This is a genomic window from Nocardiopsis rhodophaea, from assembly GCF_039530945.1.
In the GTDB taxonomy this organism is placed as follows: domain Bacteria; phylum Actinomycetota; class Actinomycetes; order Streptosporangiales; family Streptosporangiaceae; genus Nocardiopsis_C; species Nocardiopsis_C rhodophaea.
Genome location: NZ_BAAAPC010000012.1, coordinates 66,515 through 88,983, shown reverse-complemented (window position 1 = coordinate 88,983; position 22,469 = coordinate 66,515). Strand labels below are relative to the sequence as shown.

Sequence of the window (22,469 nt, the reverse complement as noted above, 5' to 3'; positions counted from 1 at the left end):
CAAACCGGACATTCCCGGCGCACGGCGGCCCACAATCCGACTCTCGGGCCGCCCGCACGCCCCACCAGATAGCCGATCAGGGGCGTCCCACCCCCACCTTGCCGCCGCCCCCGATCCACCGGCAAGGAGACCAGCGAAGCGACCCGCAACCGCTGCCCCCGCCCAGCAGGACCCCCTCAGACGACCGGCACCCCCAGCACCCCGCCCCCGTCGCCGCCGCTTTTCCCCCAAGAACGCCGGAAAGGAGGACGACCGACAAGGCCGCCCAGCAGACCCACGACCCCTAACCCTGTTCCAGCCCGCGGTGACCATGGGGATTGTGAGGACGAAATGGACAGCATGGACCCGCCGGATGAGCGCGTACGCGGCCGGAGACGGCATCGTCGTTCACTCCGTGTCGAGCAGGCTGTTGCACGCGTCGACCGCGGCGTCGAGCGCCTCCCGCGGGGTCTTGTCGCCGCGCATGGCCAGGGCGATCTCGTTGCGCAGGATGTTCTGCATCTGGTCGCTGAAGCGCACCGGCGTGTAGCTGGTGGCGTTGGCGAGCTGTTGGGCCGCCGCGACGCGGACCCGGCCATCGTCGGTGCCGTCCTCCTCGGTGAAGTAGGGGTCGTCGAGCGACCCGACCGTGCTGGGGAAGATCTGCACCTCGCGGGCGAACGCCTCCTGGTTCTCGGCGTTGGTGACGAATTCGGCGAAGGCGGCGGCCGTCGCGGGATGGGACGCGCGCGCGGAGACAGCGAGCCCCTGCAGGTACATGTGTGCCTGGCCGGTGTTGGTGAGGATCTCGGTGATGCCGACGTTCTCGTAGAGGCTGGGCGCGTTGGTGCGGAAATTGTCCAGGTCGTAGGCGCTGCCGGGGGCCCAGGCGATGGCCTCGCTCATGAACTGCTCGCCGCTGCCCGTGTAGTCCTGGGTGAGCGCCTCGGGAACCAGCGCACCCGCGTCGTACATGACCTTGTAGCGCTGGACCATCTCCACGGCGGCGGCGTCGTTGAAGGCGAACGCCGTGCCGTCCTCGTTCATCAGCTGGGAGCCGTACAGACCGAGGTCCACGATGCCGGGGGTCTGGCCGAGCATGGCGATCTCCCCGTCGGTCGCCTCGGCCATGGCGATCGCTTGGTCGAACAGCTCGCCGTAGGTGGTGGGCGGCGCGTCCGGGTCGAGCCCGGCCTTCTCGAACAGCGCGCGGTTGTAGAAGATCGGACCCGTGTTGAGGTACCAGGGGTAGGCGTAGGTGCCGGGGAGGCCCGGCATGGCGAAGCCCGACCACGCGTCGGGCAGATAGGCCCGGGACGCCTCGGGGCGGGCTTCATCGAGGTCGAGCACCAGCCCGGCCTCGGCCAGCGGGTAGACGAGGTCGGGGGCGACGTTGACGACGTCGGGCAGTTCTCCCGCCGCCGCGTCGACGCTGAGTTTCTCGGCGTACCCTTCCGCCGGCTGGTCCAGCCATTTCACCCTGGCGCCGGGATGCTCCTTCTCGAACGCCGCGATGACGGCGTTGAAGTAGTCGCTGTAGTCGGCCTTGAGATTCCACGTCTGGAAGGTGATCTCACCGGTGGCCGCACCGGTGATCTCGCCCTGGGGCGCCGCGTTCTCGGCACTGCCACCGATCCCGCATCCGGACGCCGCCAGGGCGGCGGCGGTCGCCAGGGCGCCGATGCTCGCGTGCTGGCTGATGCGCATGGCACGGCCTCCTCTGTTCGCGGAGCACGGCACCAACGCGGTCGGCGCGCCGCCGACGGCCCCAGGGCCCGCCGATTCGCACGGCGATTGGTAAAGCGCTTAAGTTCCGCACTCAACGACGAACATGAACCCACGGGCGCGGCCTCGTCAATACGGGTACTCGATATTTCTGACCGAACGTCCGGGCGGGCACCCGCGCCCGTTTCGACCGACGCGGAGATCACCGCGCGGGTACACTCCCCCTGCTGTGGGCGACCACACCACCATGCTTCACTGAACCGATTAATAAATCCGTTCCTCCGTCGCTCCGCCGCTATTTGTCCGGCGCGGCGGGACCGCCACGCGCCGCGAAGGAGGCCGCACTGTGCGACGCCCGACCATCGCCGACATCGCGCGGCGCGCCGGCGTCTCCTCCGCCGCGGTCTCGTTCGCGCTCAACGGGCGGCCGGGCGTCTCGGAGCACACACGTCAGCGCATCCTGGCCGCCGCCGACGCCCTGGGCTGGCAGCCCAACACGGCCGCCCGGGCCCTGTCAGCCAAGCGTGCCGGAGCCGTCGGCCTGGCCGTCGCCCGCCCGGCGCGCACACTCGGCGTGGAGCCGTTCTTCATGCAGCTGATCTCGGGCATCCAGGCCGAGCTGTCGGAGCGCGCGAACGCGCTCCTGTTCCACCTGGTCGAGGACGTCGAGGCGGAGATCGGGCTGTACCGGCGGTGGTGGGCGGAGCGCCGGGTCGACGGTGTGCTGGTGGTCGATCCCCGTAGCGCCGACCCCCGACCGGCCGCGCTGCGCTCCCTCGGGATGCCGGCCGTGCTGGCGGGCGGCCCCGACCCCGAGGGCATCCTGCCCGGCGTGTGGATCGACGATGCCCGCGCCATGGCCCGCATCGTCACCCACCTGCGCGAGCTGGGGCACCAGCGCGTCGCACACGTGTCCGGCCCGTCGGGGCTGCTGCACACCGAGCGGCGCTCGGCCGCCTTCCAGGCGGCCACCCGAAGGGGCGCCACCGGTACCGCTCCGACCGCCGTGACCACCGACTTCAGCGAGACCGAGGGCGCCCGCGCCACCCGCTCCCTGCTGGCGGCGGCCGACCATCCGACCGCGATCGTCTACGACAACGACGTCATGGCCGTGGCCGGGATGTCGGCGGCACGCCAGGCGGGGGTGGCGGTTCCCGCGGACGTGTCGATCGTGGCCTGGGAGGATTCCACTCTGTGCCGGGTGACCCACCCGACGCTGACCACGCTGTCGCGCGACCCCTCCCGGTTCGGCGCCACGGCGGCGGGGCGGCTGCTGGATCTGCTCGACGGTGAACCGCCGACCGACGTCGAGTTCGACGTGCCCGAATTGATCGTCCGCGAGAGCACCGCCCCGCCCCCCGCCTGACCGGCCCGCGGGACCGCACCGACCCGACGCGACGAAGGAGCTCACCGACCATGCGCCACTCTTGGCCCGACCGGCCGTTCCACCAGGCGTGGCTGCGCGCCGAGGCGCGGCGGCTGCTGTCGTTCGCCGCCGACGCCGAGCGCCCGGGGAACGGATTCGGCTGGCTCGACGACCACGGTGCCCTCCTGGCCGCCCATGGCACCCCCACCTGGATCACCTGCCGGATGACCCACGTGTTCGCCCTCGCCGACCTGATGGGCGTCCCCGGTTCCGGCCCGATCGCCGACCACGGTGTGCGGGCGCTGCTCGGGCCGCTGCGCGACGCCGAGCACGGCGGCTGGTACGCCGGGCTCGGTACTGACGGGCGGCCCGAGGGAACCGTGAAGTCCGCCTATGACCACGCGTTCGTGCTGCTCGCGGCGGCCTCGGCGACCGCGGCCGGTCGGGAGGGCGGCCCGGAGCTGCTGGAGGAGGCGGCCTCCGTCATCGAGGAGCGCTTCACCGACGGCGGCACCGGCCGCTACCTGGAGAGCTGGGACCGCGCCTGGACCCACCCGGAGGACTACCGCGGCGCCAACAGCCACATGCACCTGGTCGAGGCGTTCCTCGCCACCGCCGCCGCCACCGGGCGGCGCGTGTGGCTCGACCGTGCGCTGGGCATCGCCGAATTCGTCGTGCACGAGGTCACCGCGGCCCACGAGTGGCGGATGCCCGAGCACTTCACCCCCGGCTGGGAGCCTGTTCTCGACTACAACACCGACGACCGCGCCCACCCCTTCCGGCCCTATGGGGTGACCGTCGGCCACCTGCTCGAATGGGCGCGGCTGCTGGTGCAGATCGAGCTGGCCCGCGGCCCCGCCGCGCCCGCGTGGCTGCTCAACGACGCTGCGTCACTGTTCGACGCGGCGGTACGGCGGGGCTGGGACGTCGACGGCGCCCCCGGGTTCGTCTACACCCACGACTGGGACGACACCCCGGTGGTGCGGGAGCGCATGCACTGGGTCGCCACCGAGGCGATCGCCGCCGCGGCCACTCTGTACCGGCGCACCGGGGACGCCCGCTACGAGCGCTGGTACCGCACGTGGTGGGACTACGCCGCGCGGCACCTCATCGACCGGCGGAACGGCAGCTGGCACCACGAACTCGACCCGGACAACCGCCCCGCCTCCACGGTGTGGGTCGGCAAGCCCGACATCTACCATGCCTTCCAGGCCGCGATCCTGCCCTGCTTCCCGCCCGCCTCGGCCTTCGTCTCGGCGGTCGGCGGCGGTTCCGACGACAACATCCCGCAGCAGCGGGAACGACCCGAGGAGACCCCGTGAGCGCACCCCGCACCTTGCCGCCGGAGCCCGGCGCGCCCCGACTGGCGGTCCTCGGGGAAAACGTCATGGACCTCATCCCGCGCGGGGACGAACCCGGCGTCTACCGGGCCGTGCCGGGTGGCGGCCCCGCCAACATCGCGGTCGCCGCCGCCCGACTGGGGACCCCCACCGCTTTCCTGGCCCGGTTCGGCGCCGACGGATTCGGCGCGACGATGCGCGAGCGGCTCGCGGCCGAAGGGATCGGCCTGGACCTGGCCGTCGCGGCCGCCGAACCCTCGGCCCTCGCTCTGACTAGCTTGGGCACCGACGGCCAGGCCCGCTACGACTTCTGGATGGACGGGGCCGCCGACTGGCAGTGGAGCGACGCCGAACTGGCCGCGCCGCTGCCGGACTCCCTGCGGCTGCTGTGCGTCGGTTCGGTCGCGGCCTTCCGCGGCCCCGGCGCCGAAGCGATCGAGCGCCTCATGGCCCGGGAGCGCGACCGCGGCCGCTTGGTCCTCGGGTTCGACCCGAACGTCCGCCCGGCGGTGATCGGCGATCCCGAGCGGGCGCGCGCCCGCTACCTCGGCCTGGCGGCGCTGAGCCACGTGGTCAAGGCCAGCGACGAGGACCTGCGGATGCTGCACCCGGGGAGGGACGAGGAGGAGGCGGCCCGGCAGCTGCTCGCCGAGGGCGCCGCGCTGGTGGTGGTGACCGCCGGCGCCAAGGGCGCCCGCGCCTTCACCCGCCACCGCGACCTCGCCGTCCCGGCTCCCGTCGTGGAGGTCCAGGACACCATCGGCGCGGGCGACACGTTTATGGGCGCGCTCCTGCACACGCTCGCCCGCCTGGACGTCGCGCCCGACGCCGTCGCCGACCTCGGCGAGCGGGACCTGCGCACACTTCTGACCACCGCTGGGGCGGCCGCCGCGGTGACCTGCACCCGCCCCGGCGCCCAGCCGCCGACAGAGGCGGATCTGGCCCCCTACCTGTCCTCCTGAGCCCCCACCACCGGTGTCTCCCGTCCCTCCGCTGTGCTCTGGGGGATAAAAAGGTTCAGATCAACGGCGAGGGGCGGGATCAGTCGGCGGCGGAGGTGTCGACGGGTTCACGCATGATCTCGCCGGCTTCCCGGCAGACCTCCCGGGCCGCCTCCTCCCGTCCGGTGGCCGCATAGGCCCGGCCCAGGGCGCGCAGCGCGGGGGCGAGGAAGGAGTGCCATCCGCGCGTGCGCCAGACTCGGACCGCCTCTTCCAGGGTGGTGACAGCCTCGGCCGTGCTGCCGTCGGCCAGCTGGATCTCACCGAGCAGGGTGAGCGCGTCGGCCAGGTGGTGGTCCATGCCCTTGCGGCGGCTGTGGTCGGCGGCCGTCGCCGCCGTGGTCAGGGCCTGGGGATCGCCGAGCGCGATGTACAACCGGGTGAGGTAGAGCAGGGAGAACACCTCGGAGTACCGGTCCTCCAGCGCCCGTGCCATGTCGAGGGAGCGCAGCAGATTGTCGCGGCCGTCGGCCACGTCCCCGGTCAGGCACTGGGCGGCGCCGAGGAACTGCATCGCGGTGACCTCGAAGCGGGGGTTGCCGAGCAGCCGCGCGAGTTCGAGGGCCTTGGTCAGGTGGGTGACGGCGTCGTCGTTCCGGTTCTCCTCGTGGTCGACGACGGCCATCACGTGGTAAGCGCGCGCCGTCCCGCCGAGGTAGCCGACGGCCTCGGCCAGGTCCAGCGCCGCCTCCGCCGACGCCCTCGCCTGGCGCGACGCCCCCTGGGAGACCAGGCCCCAGGTCCGCATCACCAGGGCGTCGGACATCCCGCGCCGATCGCCGATCTCCTGGAACAGGTCCAGCATCTGCTGGGAGTGCTCGTACATCCCGGCCATGGCGTCGTCGCTGTGCTGGGCGGTGGACCAGGTCTGCAGGTCGGTGAGCCCGCGCCAGAGCACGGCCTCGCCCCGCTTGTTGCCGACCGCGCGGCACAGCTCGATGGCGGCCTCGTGCGTGCGCCGCCATTCGTCGAACCTGCCGCGGACGTCGAAGTACTTGCCCAGGCACCCGGCCAGGTCCCAGGCGACCTCGGCCTCCTCCATCGCGCATGCCTGCAGGACGACCGCGGACATCGCCGCCCACTCGGAGTCGTACCACCCCATGGGGTCGCTGAGCAGTTCGGCGGCCTCGCCGGGGGGTAGCGGCCAGCGGGGCGCTTCCCCGTGCATCGTGGCGTAGCAGGGACCGGGGACGTACTCGGTGGCCTGCTCGGCCAGCCACAGCCAGGCACCGAACGCGCGCCGCTGGGCGGCGACCCGGTCCTCCGGGCGATCCTCGGCCTCGGCCCGCTCCCGGCCGAAGAGGCGGACGAGATCGTGCATGCGGTAGCGCAGCCGACCGGTGACGTCGGTCGCGGCGATCGTCAGAAGCTGGGCGTCCACGAGGGTCTCGATGTGGGTCTCGGCCTGGTCCAGGGAGGAGTCCAGCAGCGCGGCGACCGCCCACGCCGTGAAGTCGGGCACCTCCAGCGTGCTCATCAGGCGGAAAGCGCGCCGGGTCTCGTCGGCCAGCCCGGCGTAGCTGAGGGAGAAGCTGGCCCGGACCGCCAGGTCGCCGGTGGCGAGCTCGTCCAGGCGGCGCTGCTCGTCGCCGAGCAGGCGCGCCATCCGGGTCAGGGTCCACTGCGGACGCCCGGCCAGCCGCGCCCCGGCGATGCGCACCGCCAGAGGCGTGTAGGCGCACAGGCGGACGATCTCCTCGGCGGCCACGGGTTCGGCCGCCACCCGCTCGGCTCCGGCGATGGCGGCCAGGAGCTCGACGGCCTGGCGCGGTTCGAACACGTCGAGGTCGATGAGACGGGCACCCTCCAGTCCGGTCAGCCGCGCCCGACTGGTGACGAGCACCGCGCATCCGGGTGTACCGGGAAGCAACGGGCGCACCTGCCGCTCGGAGGCCGCGTTGTCCAGGACGACCAGCACCCTGCGGTCGGCGAGGCGGCTGCGGTACAGCGCGGAGCGCTCCTCCAGCCCGTCCGGCACGGCGCCGCCCTCCAGGCCCAGCGCGTGCAGGAACCGGGAGAGCACCTGCGCCGGGTCGACGGGGCGCTCCTCGGCGCCGCGCAGGTTGACGTAGAGCTGGCCGTCGGGGAAGTTGCGGGCCTGCTCGTGGGCCACGTGCACCGCGAGCGCCGTCTTGCCGATGCCGCCCATTCCAGCGACCGCCGAGATCACCATGGGCGACGCGGGGAGCCGATCCCCGCTGTCGTCGCTCCCTGGGCCGGAGGGCTCGCTGGCGAGTCCGCGGCCGAGCTGCGCCACCTGGGACCGGCGCCCGGTGAAATCGGCGATGTCAGGGGGAAGCTGGGCCGGGACCGGCGCTGAGGCATGCGCCGCGGCGCCGTGGCCGCCTGCGGAGAAGCCGTCACCGCCCGCCTTCGACGCGGCGAGGCGGCGCTCCCGCGGTGGCCGATCGGGGAGATCGAGGGACGCGTCGTTGGTGAGGATCGCCTGCTCCAGCCGGACCAGCTCGCGGCCGGGCTCCAGGCCGAGTTCGTCGGCGAGAAGGGCGCGGCCCTCGCGGTACACCTCCAGTGACTCGCTCGACCGGCCCATCCGGTACAGCGCGGTCATCAGCTGGGCGCGGAGGCGCTCGCGGTAGGGGAACTCGGCCACCAGAGCGGTGAGTTCGGCGGCGACCTCACGATGTCGGCCGAGGGACAGCTCGGCCTCGATGCGCTCCTCGGCCGCGACCTGGCGCATCTCGTTGAGCCGGGCCGCCTCCTCCCGGACGAGGGGCATCGTGTCATGGCCCGCGAAGGCCGGTCCGCGCCACAGCTCCAGCCCCTGACGCAGCAGATCGCCGCCGCGCTCCGTATCCCCCTCGGCAACGGCGAGGCGCCCCTGCTCCACGAGCTCCTGAAAGCGGACCGCGTCCACCTCTCCCGGCGCCGTCACCAGCCGGTAGCCCACCGGCCCGCGCCCAACGCGGCCCGATTCTCCCAGGGCCCGGCGGACGTGGTGGACGTAGACCTGCAGGCTCTTGACCGCCGACTTGGGTGGTGCGTCCTCCCACAGCGCCTCGATCAGCCGCGCCTCGGAGACCATGACGTTGGGCCGACACAGCAGCGCGGCCAGCAGCGCGGCGAGTTTGGGCGACAGCCGCACGCCACCGCCGTGGCCGCGCACCTCCAGCGGTCCGAGAACCTCGAACTCCATGCCAACTCCCTGACGACGGATACCGAGCCCGCCGGACGGGTTCCCCAACCGGTCGCCAACTCGTGCCCGACGGTCTCGCGGGCACGACGCTATCGGGTCGCATTCGGACGGAGCTGACCAGGATGGAGGAGGGGTCGGCCGGACGTCCAACCGTTTTCCATCCCGATTCCAGCCACGGCAGCACACGATGGTGGTCGAGAAGCTCCGGAGCCGACTGGTTCCAGGGCGGACGTCTCCCGAGGGGCGTACTCCGCCAGGTGCGGCCGCGCCGCGCATGGGGAGGGGAGACACCCTCATCACCTCCAAGGACGGCAGCCGGTCCCCTACCGGTTGGGAGGCGACGAGGCGCAGGAGCCAGACGGCCGCATCATGACTTCCGGGTGTGACGAGGGGGCATCATGGTGTGGCCGTCGGCGTCTCTTCCACCGCTCTCCCACCCGTCCCCGCGGCCGACGTCAACACCGCTTCCTTTTACCTTCTTACGCTGCCTTCCGCTGCCTCCCGCTCCTCTATCCCCTGCCCGTAGGCCCCGTGCCCGCGTGCTCCAGGCGGGCGGGCGCGGGCGGCCCGCCAGAGGGACCGTAGAATCGGCCGCGCCGTGTCGCCGTCCCCGCGACCGGTGGTCCCGCCCCCGCACCGCAGTGAGAGAGAGTGACGTGACCGCGCGCACGGTTCTGGTCCTGCAGCACATCGACGTCGAGAAGCCCGGCATGATCCTGGAGGCGCTGCACGACTGCGACGTCGAGATCCGCAATCTGCTCGATGCCCCGTCCCCCTCCGCCATCGACCTGCCGCCCGTGTCCGACCTGGCCGGTCTGGTGATCATGGGCGGGCCGATGAACGTCGACGACGTCGCCGGATACCCCGCTCTCAAGCTGGAACACGACCTCGTGGCGGACGCGATCGCGGCGGGGGTGCCGACCCTGGGTGTCTGCCTCGGGGCGCAGCTGGTTGCCCGCGCGCAGGGACTGGAGGTGCGGACGGCCGGCCAGCTCGGGCTCGGCCCGGAGATCGGCTGGTCCCCGCTACGGGACGTAGACGAGCGTGACCCCGTCGTCGGACCGCTGGCCGCGGCGCCCGGCGTGCTGCACTGGCACGGCGACCGCATCGTGCCCGGCGCCGAGACACCCGTGCTGGCCAGTACCGAGACGACGCCGTGCCAGGCGTTCCGTGCCGGACCGGCCGCCTGGGGTCTGCAGTTCCATCTGGAGGTCACGCCGGCGCTGCAGGACGAATGGCTCGCCGACCCGTCGTTCGATGCCGAGGCGACGCACGCCCTGGGCGCGGGCGCCGCCGACCGCCTGCGTGCTGATGCGCGGGCCATCGCCCCACGGCTGCGTCCCCTGGCCGAGCAGAGCCTGCGGCATGTGCGCTCGCTGATCCTGGACCGCGCCGACGCTGGCCCGCGTTCGGCCGGCTGACCGGGCGGGAACCGCGCGGGCGCCTCATAACAGCACCCTGAGGCGCGGCCCCGGGGACGAGCGATGTCCCCGGGGCCGCGCCTCGTCGTGTGCCGCTCTGGCCGCGCCCGACCCGGCTCAGTGACCGCCGCTGAGCGTGCCGCTGAGCTCCTTGTGCAGCTCCTCGCTGGGCACGTTGAGACCGGTGATCTCGACGTCGATACCGTGCCTGCCGAACTTGTCGCCGGCGTGGTCAAGCGCCGCCACCGCCGAGGAGTCCCACATGTGGGCGTTGGACAGGTCGATCACGACCTTGCTGACGCCATCCTCGTTGTAGTCGAACTCCCCGACCAGCTCGTTGCTGGACGCGAAGAACAGGTCGCCGCGCACCGAGTAGACGCGGACGCCGCCCTCGGGGTCGAGCACGCTGGTGACGGTGGAGAGGCGCGCCACCCCGCGGGCGAAGATGACGATCGAGGTGAGCGACCCGACGATCACGCCGATGGCGAGGTTGTGGGTGCCGACGACCACCGCGACGGTCACCGCCATGACGATGGTCTCGCTCCACGGCATCCGCTTGATGGTGCGCGGCGCGATGCTGTGCCAGTCCATGGTCGCGAACGACACGAAGAGCATCACCGCGACGAGCGCGGCCATGGGGATCATCGCCACGACGTCGCCCAGCACGACCACCAGGATCAGCAGGAACACACCGGCGAGGAAGGTGGACAGCCGCGTGCGGGCACCGGACTTCACGTTGATCATGGTCTGCCCGATCATCGCGCAGGAGGCCATGCCGCCGAAGAAGCCGGTGATGATGTTGCCCCAGCCCTGGCCGCGAGCCTCGCGTCCCTTGGCGGAGCGCGTGTCGGTGAGGTCGTCGACAACCTTGGCCGTCATCAGCGACTCCATGAGGCCCACCAGCGCGAGGGTGAGCGAGTAGGGCGCGATGACCTCCAGGGTCTCCATGCTGAACGGGACGTCGGGCAGGAACGGGACGGGCAGGCTGTCGGGCAGCGACCCCATGTCGCCGACTGTGGGCACCTTCACTCCGGACGCCACGGCGACCGCCGTGAGCACCACGATGGCCACCAGCGGAGCCGGGATGGCCTTGGTGAAGCGGGGCAGCAGGAAGATGACCGCCAGGCCCGCGGCGACGAGAGCATAGACTCCCCAGCCCTTGCCCCAGAAGTGCGGGACCTGCGCCATGAAGATCAGGATGGCCAGCGCGTTGATGAACCCGGTCATGACGCTGGGCGGGACGAAGCGCATGAGCTTGGCGACGCCGAGCAGCCCCAGGATCACCTGGAACACGCCCGCGAGGATGGTGGCGGCGAGCAGGTAGTCGACACCGTGGTCCTTGACGAGGTCCACCACGACCAGTGCCATGGCGCCCGTGGCCGCGGAGATCATCGCCGGGCGACCGCCGAGGAACGCGATCGACACGGCCATGACGAAGGAGGCGAACAGGCCGACACGCGGGTCGACTCCAGCGATGATCGAGAAGGAGATCGCTTCGGGGATCAGAGCGAGGGCGACCACGAGGCCGGCCAGCGCTTCGGTGCGAATCACCGAAAAGGTCGGGAACGTGGGTCTCAGACGCTTGGTCGTCTTCGGCGAGGTCGTCATGGATCCAATCTCACGGAGTGCAGCCCGAAAGAGGGCGAGGAATGCGGTCAGGTCGGTCGGGTGGTCGGGCACGCACTGCATCTGCCAGGGGGTCGGCGTTCGCACCGGGCGATTACCGCGTGGGCAGGGCGTGCTCCGATCGGGTGCGTGTCCTGGCACGCGGCGACACTGCCGCGAGTCCGGCCGAAGGGGCGGCCGGGGAAATCACCGACGGAAAGGAGACGGAGCACAGATAGGCGCGCAAATCCCCCACATGGGACGCAACCACGTTCAACCTTACCGTGACGTTAGGGTCAGGACCCCCTGTCGCCGCGTGAGAGTACACTCACACCCCCGCTCCCCCTGCGGCGGGATACCTGCGCTTCTCCTCAGGCAACCCTCGTCGCCACCGGTGACACCGCCGTTGCGGGCGCGCTAACACGTCGTGAGGAGTCGCGGCGCGGACCGGAAGCCGCCCCAATCCACCCCCGAAACGCCGCCCCAGCGCGACACGCGCGCGCTGATGTGCGATTCGGCTCACACCGAGAGCCGGTCTTCGCTACCGTCGGTGGCGAGTGGAATACCACCCTCAGCGGCGCGGCACTCCACACCGCCTCGTGGGCGTGGCCACCTGTTCGCCTCGGGTTGGCGATTTCTTCCCTAACGTAAGGGTAGAGTGCTCGGCGCCGAAGCGCGCCCCGCGCCTCTGCGCCCCTTCCCGCCCCGCATGGTGGCGATCATTCCACGGACCGCCGGGGTGCCATCCGCGCGCTCTCACTCTTCAAGCATCACGGAGAAGAACCAATGGCGACGTATCGCGTCCGCATGACCGACGGAACCCTGCGCACCGAGCAGGCACTGCGCGTCCGCACCGACGCGCACAACCTCTACCTCGAAGACCGAGCCGCCGGAGCCTGGCGCCCCGTTCTCGATGTCCGACTGGACCAAGTCGACCAGATCCAGCGCCGCTTCACCGAGAACGACGGGCGCTGGGTCTGGCTGACCGAGACGCTTCCCGCTCCCGCGGGCGTCCACGCCTGGAACTAGGCGGGACAGGCCGACCACGGCGCCGACTTCGGGTGCGTGCATACCGGCGATCACGGCCGACTCGGGATACCTTGGCTGTGGCCTATTCGTCGCCCGGTAAAGGTGCCGCATGCTGAACGATGAGCGTGATCCGTCGTCCGAGTCCCGTGATCCTGTGGGGGGATCATCTGGAGCCCACACGCATCCCCGGGCGGATTGCGCGGGCCATGCGGAGGATCACGACGCAACGGCCTCCAGAAAGGGAGAAGAGCAGGGCGGGAAAGCGAAGAAGAAGGACGGGAAGAAGCAGCGGTCCTTTTGGAAAGAGCTGCCCGCCCTCCTGCTCATCGGTCTCCTCCTGGCGTTTGCCATCAAGACGTGGCTGGTCGAGCCGTACTACGTCCCGTCGGGGTCGATGGAGAACACGCTGTTGATCGGCGACCGCGTCTTCGTCAACAAACTCGCCAACTCGACCCGCGATATCGAGCGCGGTGACGTGATCGTCTTCGACGGACGGGATTCCTGGGACGCCGTCGAGGGTGCCCCGGCCTCCTCTGGGTTCCTCACGTCGGTGGCGGACTTCGCCGGGATGTCCCCCGACCGCAAGGACTACACCAAGCGGGTGATCGGGCTCCCGGGAGACACAGTGGAGTGCTGCGACGAGAAGCGCCGCATCATCATCAATGGCCAACCCATCGATGAGCCGTACCTGTTCCCGGGAAGTCTGGAGAGCCACGAGGAGTTCGGCCCGGTGACCGTCGGCAAGGGACGGCTGTGGGTCATGGGGGATCACCGCGCCATCTCCCTCGATTCCCGGGGCCACATGGAGTTCGAGGGCGACGGCACCATCCCCATCAGTTCCGTGGCCGGACCCGCCTTCCTCATCCATTGGCCCCTGGACCGCATCTCCACTCTCTCGACACCCAAGGATGCATTCGCCAATGTTCCGGCGCCGTGAGGACGACCCTGACGCGGCATGGTTCATGCCCAATTCGCGAAACGGCTGCGCGGCGGCCCCTATCTCATTAGCTTGGAAAGGCAGTACGAGAAACGACGGCAGGGTCCAGACCTCACCCGCAGCCGACCGATGAGCGGAGGGCGGGATCGACATGCGCGAACTACACGTGGACGTCCGGTACGACGACGACCGGACGACGTTGCTCGTGCGCGGGGAGCTCGATATCGCCAGCATGCCCGGACTGGAGGACTCCGCCGCCCAAGCCGAGGCCGAGCATCCCAGCCAGTGCGTCACCGTCGACCTCACCGAGCTGGACTTCATCGACTCCTGCGGGCTCAACGCCCTCACCCGCCTGCACCGGCGGCTCCTCCGCGGCGGCAGGAGCCTGACCGTCATCGTTCCGCGGGGCAGGATCGACAAGGTCTTTCAGTACAGCGGATTGAAGCAGTGCATGGATATCCAGGTCTCCCCCACCGCGTCCGACCGCCCATCACTGTGCGGGCATGATCACGGCGACTCCCAGGTGCCACGCCCCGCCGCACCCGTTGACGACGACTCCGGCGACCGCGACCCTCCGGACGCGGCCGCCTGACCGTCCAGAGCTATCCACCCCCCGCCCCCGGCCTGGCGGCCACCGTCGGCGGAGGTCGGCGCGCGCCATAGCGTAGAGAGCGTGATGTCGATCTGGGAGCGCGCGCAGAGCGTCATGGTGGCGGCCTGCGCGGTGGCGGGTTTGATCGTCGGCACGGCGCTTCCGGTCGGCGAGCTCGCGCGGTACGCGATCCTGCCCGCGCTCATGCTGCTGCTGGTCGCGGTGTTCGCGCAGGTGGACGCCGCCCAGGTGGGGGCGGCGCGGCGGGCGCGCACCGTGGTCGCGGCCAGTCTGGTGCTCAACTTCGTGTGGACGCCCGTTTTCGCGTGGGCTGTGGGCGCCGGGCTGCTGGGCTCCGCCCCCGACCTCCGCATCGGTCTGCTCCTGCTCCTGGTCACGCCGTGCACCGACTGGTATCTCGTCTTCACCGGCCTGGCACGCGGGCACCTTGGCATCGCCGCGGCCGTCCTCCCGATCAACCTGGTGCTGCAACTCGTGCTGCTGCCCATCTACGTCCTGCTGTTAGGCGGCCCGGCGGCCATGGTGGACGCGGGAACGCTCGCCGAAGCCGTTCTGCTGGTCCTCGTCATCCCGCTCCTGACTGCGCTGCTCCTGCGGTGGGCGGCGGCACGGTTCCAGGGACCGGCCTGGCGCGACACGGTGCTGGTGAGCGCCGCCTCGCGCGTCGTGCTGCCGCTGCTGTATCTCGCGGTCCTGGCGATGTTCGCCTGGCAGGCCCGCACCGTCATCGAGCACGGCACCGAGTTGCTGGCCATGCTGCCGCCGCTGGCGCTGTTCTTTATCGTGGCGCCGCTGGTCGCCGTAGGCACCGCTCGGCTGCTGCGGCTCCGCGCCGACGAGCGGGCGACGCTGACCATGACCACGGTGGCCCGCAATTCCCCCATCGCCCTAGCCGTGGCGGTGGCGGCATTCCCGGACCGGCCGCTGATCGCGGTCGCCCTCGTGGCGGGGCCGCTGCTGGAACTTCCGGTGCTGGCCGTCCTCAGCCAGATCGTGCGTGTTCCCGGTGAATCCGGCATGGCGCCGCGCGCCGATCGATAGCACCCGCGGGCGAGAACAGGACAGCCAAGAGGCAACAGATTGTAAGTAATTACATACACAGCGAATCTCTTGGTGTCCACCATTCTCACCGGCCCATTTCCGCGATCCGCCCACAAGCTCCCTGCACACAGGACATACTGGTGAGCACGGGCTGCGGACCACGGACGCGATTGCCAGACGCATGGCCACCGCACCCTATTTCGCGATACCTCGCGTCGACCATCAGGACCCCCATGACATCTGCATTCCGAACCCCCTTCGGATCCCGCACCATCCCCCTTCCCCCGCACCTCCGAAGCAGAACCGAACACACGAACAGATAGCGCCCCTCCACATTTTCGCCATGGAGGCGCTCGTCCTTGTGCATTCTATTTCTCGGAGGTTTTTCAGCGTGCCAAAAAATGAGGCGAACACCCCATATTCCACGGCTCCGGTAGCGATCATCGGAATCGGGTGCCGACTACCGAAAGCGCACGGCCCGCGCATGCTGTGGCGGTTGCTCTGCGACGGTGTCGATGCCACCTCAGCCTTGCCGCCGGAGCGGATGGGGGGAAGGCAGAGCGCACTGAGCGCACCGAACGCCCCCGGAGGACGGGGTGGCTTCCTGAACGGGGTCGAGGAATTCGATGCCGCCTTCTTCGGAATTTCCCCCCGCGAGGCGGTCCGAATGGATCCGCAGCAGCGACTTCTGCTGGAGACGACGTGGGAGGCGTTCGAGGACGCCGGCCTGACGCAGGACCGGCTGGGGGGAAGCGACACCGGCGTCTTCATCGGCCTGCAGTCGGCCGAGTACTGGGAACTCGTTGAGCGGGCGGAGCCGCGCGGCGGCTCCGGGATGGACCTGCACACCGGTCTGGGCGCCGGGCTGCGCAGCGTCATGTCGGGGAGGATCTCCTACGCCTTCGACCTGCGTGGCCCCTCGGTGACGGTGGACACCGCCTGCTCCTCGTCCCTGGTCGCGGTGCACCAGGCGGTGCACAGCATCCGCAGCGGCGAAGCGGGGCAGGCGGTGGTGGGCGGCTCCAACCTCCTTCTCCGGCCGATGCTCTCCACGATCATGAGCGACGCGGGCATGCTCTCCCCTGACGGGCGGTGCAAGTTCGGCGGGGCGGACGCCAACGGGTTCGGGCGCGCGGACGGCGTGGGGGCGGTGGTGCTGAAGCCGCTCGACCGGGCCCTGGCCGACGGAGACGACGTGTACGCGGTCATCCGCGGCAGCGCGAGCGGGAACGACGGCCAGGCCAGCGGCTACCTGATGACCCCGGCTGTCGAAGGGCAGTTGCGGACCCTGCTCGCCGCCTACGCCGACGCCGGGATCGACCCGGCCACCGTGGACTATGTCGAGGCGCACGGCACCGGCACGAGTGTCGGCGACCCGGTTGAACTGGAGGCCCTGGGCACGGTGGTGAGCCCCGGCCGCGATCCCGGCCGCCCCTGCCTCGTCGGGTCCGTCAAGTCGAACATCGGCCACACCGAGGGGGCCGCGGGCGTCGCCGGGCTGATCAAGGCCGCACTGTGCCTGAAGAAGCGGGTGATCCCGCCGAGCCTGCACTGCCGGGAACCCCACCCGCTGCTGCCGTGGCAGGACTGGCGGCTGTCGGTTCCGGCGGAGGACGCGATGCCGTGGCCGGACACCGGGGGTCGCGATCCCGTCGCGGGCGTCAGCTCCTCCGGCATCTCGGGGACCAACGTCCACCTCGTGCTGACCGGCGCCCCCGACTCCTCCCGGCAGGACGACGACGCTCCCGCCCCCGCCGAGCGCTCCGGGAGCGCCGCCGACGAGGAGACCGTTCACCTGCTCCCGCTATCGGCTCGCGACCCCGGGGCCCTCTCGGAGCTCGCCCGCTCGTATGCCGACTATTTGGCGACCGAGGGGCGGGCGGTCCCCCTGCGCGACATCTGCCACAGCGCGGGCGAGCGGCGCACGCACTTCGAAGACCGGCTGGCGGTCATCGGCTCGAACCACGAGGAGCTGCGCACCCGGCTGGAGGCCGCGGCGGACGGCGACACACCCCCGGGAGTCATCGGCCCGGGAGAGGCGGCCGAGCACCGCGTCGCCTTCGTGTTCCCGGGACAGGGGGCGCAGTGGACCGGGATGGGCCGGGAGCTGCTGCGCGACTGCCCCGGCTTCCGGCGCTCCATCGAAGAGTTCGACGCCGCGATCGCCGCCGAGGCCGGATGGTCGCTGCTGGAACTGCTCAGCGAAGCCGATCTGGACACGGCTCCGATCGACCGGGTCCAGCCAGCGCTGGTCGCGGTCGAGGCCTCGATCGCCCGTGTGCTGCGCGACTGGGGCGTCGAGCCGGACCTCGTGGTCGGGCAGAGCATGGGCGAGATCGCCGCGGCCTACACCGCGGACGCGCTCAGCCTTGAAGACGCCGTGCGGATCATCTGTCGGCGGTCCGCGCTCATGCGCCGGTTCAGCGGTCAGGGCGCCACGCTGTGGACCGCGCTGACCGCGGCGGAAGCCGAGGACGAGGCGGCGCGGTTCCGCAACCGCGTCTCGATCGCGGTCATCAGTGGGCCGGGGAGCACCGTGCTCTCGGGGGACGCCGAGGCGATCGGGAAGATCCGCGCCGAGCTGGAGGAGCGCGATGTCTTCTGCCGCCTGATCAAGGTCGATGTCGCGGCGCACAGCCCCCAGATGGACGAACTGCGCGACGAGATGCTCGCCGAACTGGCCGAGATCCGCCCGCGAACCGCCCGCCTGCCCATCTGGTCGACGACCGACGCCGCTGTGGTCGACGGGGCCGAACTCGACGCCGGCTACTGGATGCGCAACCTGCGGGAGCCGGTGCGCTTCGGCCCGGTGATGCAGGAGATTACCGGCGCGGACCCGCTGATCTGCTGTGAGATCAGCCCGCACCCGGTCCTGCTGCCCGCGCTCCAGGACGTCCTTGAGCCCGACGACCTCGCCATCGCCCCGCTGCGGCGCGACCTGTCCGAGCGCGCCGGGATGCTCACCGCCCTGGGCGAACTGTATGTGGCCGGGCGGCCGGTGCGCTGGTCCGGCGTCGTCGGCGACGGCGCCCGCTTCACGCGGCTGCCCACCTATCCGTGGCAGCGGGAACGGTACTGGTACACCGACCGGGCGGGCGAATCCGGCCGGTGGAACGGTTCTGCGCTGCTGGGCCAGCGGCTGGACCAGAGCGGGGAGACGGGCGGCGCCGACATCTGGGAGGGCCGCCTGGACCTCACCGGCAACGCCTTCCTCCTGGAACACCGGGTGGAAGGAGAGTCGATCTTCCCGGGGGTCGGCTACGTGGAGATGGTGCTGGAGGCGCTTGCGGAGCTGCGCGCGGAGGAGACGGTCGCCGTCACCGATGTGACGCTCAAGCGTGCCCTGTTCATCGACCCGACGCGCGAACCGCTGGTGCGGCTGTGCCTCCACGCGCCGGAACGCGAACCGGAGGGCACCACCGTCCGCCGTTTCGAGGTCAGCAGCCGGGACGCCGACGAGCAGGGGGAAGGCGACGCATGGAGCGTCCATGCCCGCGGACGCGTCGACTTCGACGCGTCCGGCCACGTGGCGTCGCGGGATACGGGGACATCGCTGGCCGAGGTACGGCAGCGGTGCACAACGGCCATGCCCGCCGCCGACTTCTACCGGAGCCTGGGCCTCCAGGGGAATCAGTGGGAGGGCAGTTTCCGCGGCATCACCGACCTCTGGCACGGCGACGGCGAGGTCCTGAGCAAGATCCGGCTGACCGATGACGTCCCTACGGCCGGATTCCAGGTCCACCCGTGCCTGCTCGACGCGTGCCTCCAGGGCGTCATCGCGGCCAAGGGCGCCGCGGGCGGTGCCCACCGCTCCATCGTGGGCAGCGGGCTCGGCTCGGTGGTCTTCCGCCACCGGCCCAAGGGGCAGGTGTGGTGCCATGCCCGGATCGCCGGGGAGGACGCGAGCGGCTACTGGGGCGAGGTGCGCCTGTACGACGACGATGGGGCGGTGGTCGCCGACATCAGCGGCGTCGGCATCCGCTATCTGGAACCACTCCGGGACCCGCGGAACACGGGCCTGGACAGCCCAGCCGCGGCGGGGTCGGAGGGAACCGCGGACACCTCCGGGCTCTACACGGTGCGCTGGGAAGCAACCCACGCCGTTCCCGCGGATCCCCCACCGGTCCCCTACCTCGTGTACGCCGATGCACGGGGTGTCGGAGAGGGGCTCGCCGAACGGCTTCGCTCGCACGGCCGGGAATGCACGGTAGTCCACGCCGGCACGGACTTCCAGCGGGTCGGGCCGGGGCTCTACACCATCGAGCCCGGCTCGACCGACCACCACCGCCAGCTGCTTGCCGAAACCCTCACGGACCCCGCCACTCGGGCGGCGTGCGTGGTGCACCTGTGGAGCCTGGACGCCGACACCCTCGCTGACGCCGAACGGCGGGGCTGCCTCGACATTGTCGGTCTCACCCGCGCACTCACGGAGTACCCCGATGCCGCGCTGACCGTCGTCACCGCGGGCGCCCAGGCTGTGAACAGCGGCGACCGCGTGCATCCGGAGCAGGCGCCGCTGTGGGGGCTGGGCCGGGCGATCACCAGTGAACTTCCCGCGATGCGGTTCCGGCTCGTCGACCTCGACCCGGCGGCGCTGAACGCGGCGGCCACGACAGAGCACATCGACCCGCTCGTGGCCGAGCTGTCCCACACGGGCACCGAAGACCAGGCGGCCCACCGTGCGGGACGCCGACTGGTGCCGCGGCTCTCCCCCTATGTCCAGCGGGACCAGGGCCTGGTGCCCGTCGCGGCGGGGTCCAACCACCATGGCGGCCCGGTGGAGCTGGTCTCGGGGTCCACGCGGCACCGGCGTTCGGCCGGGGACTCTGTCCCCGGCACACTCGACGCCCTGGAGCTGCGGCCGATGGCGGCGCGGTCGCCGGGGCACGGCGAGGTGGCCATCGAGGCCGCCTACGCCCCGATCGGGTTCCGCAGCGTACTGGTGGCCCTCGGGATCATGGAGTGTCCCGACCCCGGACACCCCGATCTGGGGTACGAGTTCGCCGGGACCGTCTCGGCGGTCGGTCCCGGGGTTCGAGGGCTGTCGGTGGGGGACGAGGTGATCGCGCTGTCCCGCCAGCCAGTGGCGAGCCACGTGGTGACCCCGGCGGCTCTGGTCTGCCGCCGCCCGGCCAACCTGAGCCTGGTGGAGGCGGCGACACTGCCCGGGGCGTTCGTCACTGCCGATCTCGCGCTGCGGGACGAGGCCCGGGTCCAGGCCGGGGACCGGGTGCTCATCCACAGCGCGACCGGGGGTGTCGGGCTGGCGGCCGTGCAGATCGCGCGCCGGGAGGGTGCCGAGGTGCTGGCGACGGCGGGCACCCCGGAGAAGCGTTCGCTGCTGCGCTACCTCGGCGTCACCGTGGTCGGCGACTCCCGCTCGACCGCGTTCGCCGACACCGTGCGCGAGGTGACCGATGGCTACGGTGTCGACGTGGTGGTGAACATGCTCTCCGGAGAGCCGCGCGCGGCCAGCCTGGACTTGCTCGCCCCGTTCGGCCGATGGCTCGAACTCACCAAACAGGACCTGCTGCGCGGGACGCCGATGGACATGCGACCGTTCGACCGGGCGCTCAGCTTCACCTGCATGGACGTGCTGCAGATGGCCCATGAGCGGCCCGATCGGCTCGGCGCCTCACTGCGGGGCATCGCGAAGCTGGTCGGCCGCGGTGAGCTGCACCCGTTGCCCTACCAGGTGTTCCCCGCGGAACAGGCTGGAGACGCCTTCCGGCTCATGGCCCGAAGCGGCCACACCGGGCGGGTGATGCTCTCGTTCACCTCGTCGTCGTCCTCATCGCCACGACCGGACAGGTCGAACCATGAGGCACAGACGAGCCAGGCGATCGCTCCCGCCCCTCCGACACACTCGGGCCAAGCTCTGCTGCCACTGCAACCGCAGACGGCACCCCCACCCCCACCGGTCCGCGCGGACGACGGTTACCTGATCACTGGCGGTGTCGGGGACATCGGGCTGGAGCTCGCACGGCACCTGGTGGCGCACGGAGCCCGCAACCTGCTTCTGGTCGGGCGGAGCCCGCTCACGCCCGAGCGGACCGCCGCGGTCAACGACCTGCGCGCGACGGCCTACGTCGACTACGAAGCCGTGGATGTCGCCGATGAGGCGGAGATGCGGCGTGTTCTGGAAAAGTGGTCCGCCCGCGGCAGGCCGCCGATCCGGGGCGTCGCGCACGCGGCGGGAGTGATCGGGTACACCGACGTCTCCGAAATGACCGAGGCCGACCTGACCGCCGTGATGCGTCCGAAGGCGCACGGAGCCGTGGTCCTCGATCGCCTCTTCACCGGCCATGACCTGGACTTCTTCGTCCTGTTCTCGTCGGGCTCCGCCCTCCTGCCCTCCCCCATGCTCGGCGCCTACGCCGCGTCCAACGCCTACCTCGACGCCCTGGCCCACCGCCGGCGCGCCCGGGGCGAAACGGCGACCAGCGTCAACTGGGGCTTCTGGGCCAAGGTCGGGATGGCCGCGCGCTACCAGCGGGAACACGACCGCAACCCGGCGCCCGATGGCATGCGCAGCTTCGACCCCGAGGAAGCGTTCGCGGTCCTCGACCGACTGCTCGCCGACGGGACGACCCAGGCGGCCCTTCTGCCCACCGACTGGTCCCAGTGGGCCGCGGCCCACCCCGCGGCGGCCCGAGTCCCGTTCTTCTCCCACCTGGTGCCCGGCGCTACTGCCCCTGCCGCCCCGCGTTCGGCGCCACCGGTACCCAGCACGGCGCCGACCAGCGCCCCATCGCCGAATCCCGACCTCGTCCAGGCGCCGGCCCCCATGAGCGCGACAGCGCCTGTTCCCGCAGCGGAGCCGCCACCGGCCCCCGCCCCGACGCGCGGCCCCGCACCCACAGGCGCACCGCACCCCTCCCCCGCCAACCGCGAGGAGATCATCACCTACCTCCGCGACGTCACCGGCCAGATCCTCGGCCTGCCCGGGACGCGCGTCCACCCCCGACGCGCCCTCAACCGCCAGGGCCTCGACTCCCTCATGGCCGTCGAAATCCGCGCCCGCATCCGCCGCGATCTGGGGGTCGACCTCCCCATCGTCAAGTTCCTCAGCGCCGGCACCCTCACCGACCTGGCAACGGCACTGATCGACCGTTCCGCCTCATCACCGGGATAACCCCACATGGCTTCGACCGCTGCCTCGACCGACCAGGGTCGAGGTGGCGGTCGGAGCCTCCGCGACCAGCCACACAACTATGCGTTTGCACTTTGCTCACCGTGTGCTAGGCATGTTTTCCGG

Annotated in this window: 12 protein-coding genes; 9 read left to right on the top strand and 3 right to left on the bottom strand. The window is 71.2% G+C overall.

Annotated features, from left to right (window positions below; genetic code table 11):
• Positions 1-387: 387 nt before the first annotated feature.
• Positions 388-1,686, bottom strand: coding sequence for an ABC transporter substrate-binding protein (locus ABD259_RS14765; protein ID WP_344162948.1), 1,299 nt, complete (start codon positions 1,684-1,686; stop codon positions 388-390).
• A 364-nt stretch (positions 1,687-2,050) separates the two neighbouring features.
• Here ABD259_RS14765 and ABD259_RS14760 point away from each other — a divergent pair, with 364 nt between their 5' ends.
• From ABD259_RS14760 to ABD259_RS14750, 3 genes are read left to right on the top strand one after another with little or no spacing between them, the layout of a single operon-like run.
• Positions 2,051-3,070, top strand: a complete 1,020-nt coding sequence (locus tag ABD259_RS14760; protein ID WP_344162945.1) for a LacI family DNA-binding transcriptional regulator — start codon at positions 2,051-2,053, stop codon at positions 3,068-3,070.
• A 50-nt stretch (positions 3,071-3,120) separates the two neighbouring features.
• Positions 3,121-4,392 (top strand): AGE family epimerase/isomerase, encoded by a 1,272-nt coding sequence (locus tag ABD259_RS14755; protein WP_344162942.1) that lies wholly within the window; start codon positions 3,121-3,123, stop codon positions 4,390-4,392.
• On the top strand, positions 4,389-5,372 hold the full coding sequence (locus ABD259_RS14750; protein WP_344102872.1) for a carbohydrate kinase family protein: 984 nt from the start codon (positions 4,389-4,391) through the stop codon (positions 5,370-5,372). The genes ABD259_RS14755 and ABD259_RS14750 overlap by 4 nt, the downstream gene beginning before the upstream one ends.
• A 79-nt stretch (positions 5,373-5,451) precedes the next feature.
• On the opposite strand, the gene ABD259_RS14745 is transcribed toward ABD259_RS14750, so the two are convergent.
• On the bottom strand, positions 5,452-8,565 hold the full coding sequence (locus ABD259_RS14745) for an AfsR/SARP family transcriptional regulator (protein WP_344102870.1): 3,114 nt from the start codon (positions 8,563-8,565) through the stop codon (positions 5,452-5,454).
• A 656-nt stretch (positions 8,566-9,221) separates the two neighbouring features.
• On the opposite strand from ABD259_RS14745, the gene ABD259_RS14740 reads away from it, so the two are divergent.
• Positions 9,222-9,986 carry a type 1 glutamine amidotransferase gene (locus ABD259_RS14740; protein WP_344102868.1) on the top strand — a complete coding sequence of 255 codons (765 nt, stop codon included), beginning with the start codon at positions 9,222-9,224 and terminating at the stop codon, positions 9,984-9,986.
• 117 nt (positions 9,987-10,103) lie between these two features.
• On the opposite strand, the gene ABD259_RS14735 is transcribed toward ABD259_RS14740, so the two are convergent.
• A complete protein-coding gene (locus tag ABD259_RS14735) occupies positions 10,104-11,594 on the bottom strand; it encodes a SulP family inorganic anion transporter (RefSeq protein WP_344102866.1) in 1,491 nt (496 codons plus the stop codon).
• 783 nt (positions 11,595-12,377) lie between these two features.
• Between ABD259_RS14735 and ABD259_RS14730 the strand changes: the two genes are divergently transcribed.
• The 5 genes from ABD259_RS14730 (at position 12,378) to ABD259_RS14710 (ending at position 22,346) form a co-directional block, all read left to right on the top strand.
• On the top strand, positions 12,378-12,620 hold the full coding sequence (locus ABD259_RS14730; RefSeq protein ID WP_344102864.1) for a hypothetical protein: 243 nt from the start codon (positions 12,378-12,380) through the stop codon (positions 12,618-12,620).
• 109 nt (positions 12,621-12,729) lie between these two features.
• On the top strand, positions 12,730-13,557 hold the full coding sequence (gene lepB / locus ABD259_RS14725) for a signal peptidase I (RefSeq protein WP_344102862.1): 828 nt from the start codon (positions 12,730-12,732) through the stop codon (positions 13,555-13,557).
• A 151-nt stretch (positions 13,558-13,708) separates the two neighbouring features.
• Positions 13,709-14,149 (top strand): STAS domain-containing protein, encoded by a 441-nt coding sequence (locus tag ABD259_RS14720; protein ID WP_344102860.1) that lies wholly within the window; start codon positions 13,709-13,711, stop codon positions 14,147-14,149.
• Between the two features lie 84 nt (positions 14,150-14,233).
• Positions 14,234-15,211, top strand: a complete 978-nt coding sequence (locus ABD259_RS14715) for an arsenic resistance protein (protein WP_344103079.1) — start codon at positions 14,234-14,236, stop codon at positions 15,209-15,211.
• A gap of 181 nt (positions 15,212-15,392) precedes the next feature.
• Entirely contained in the window at positions 15,393-22,346 is a 6,954-nt protein-coding gene (locus tag ABD259_RS14710) for an SDR family NAD(P)-dependent oxidoreductase (RefSeq protein ID WP_344102858.1), read from the top strand.
• The last annotated feature ends 123 nt before the right edge of the window (positions 22,347-22,469 follow it).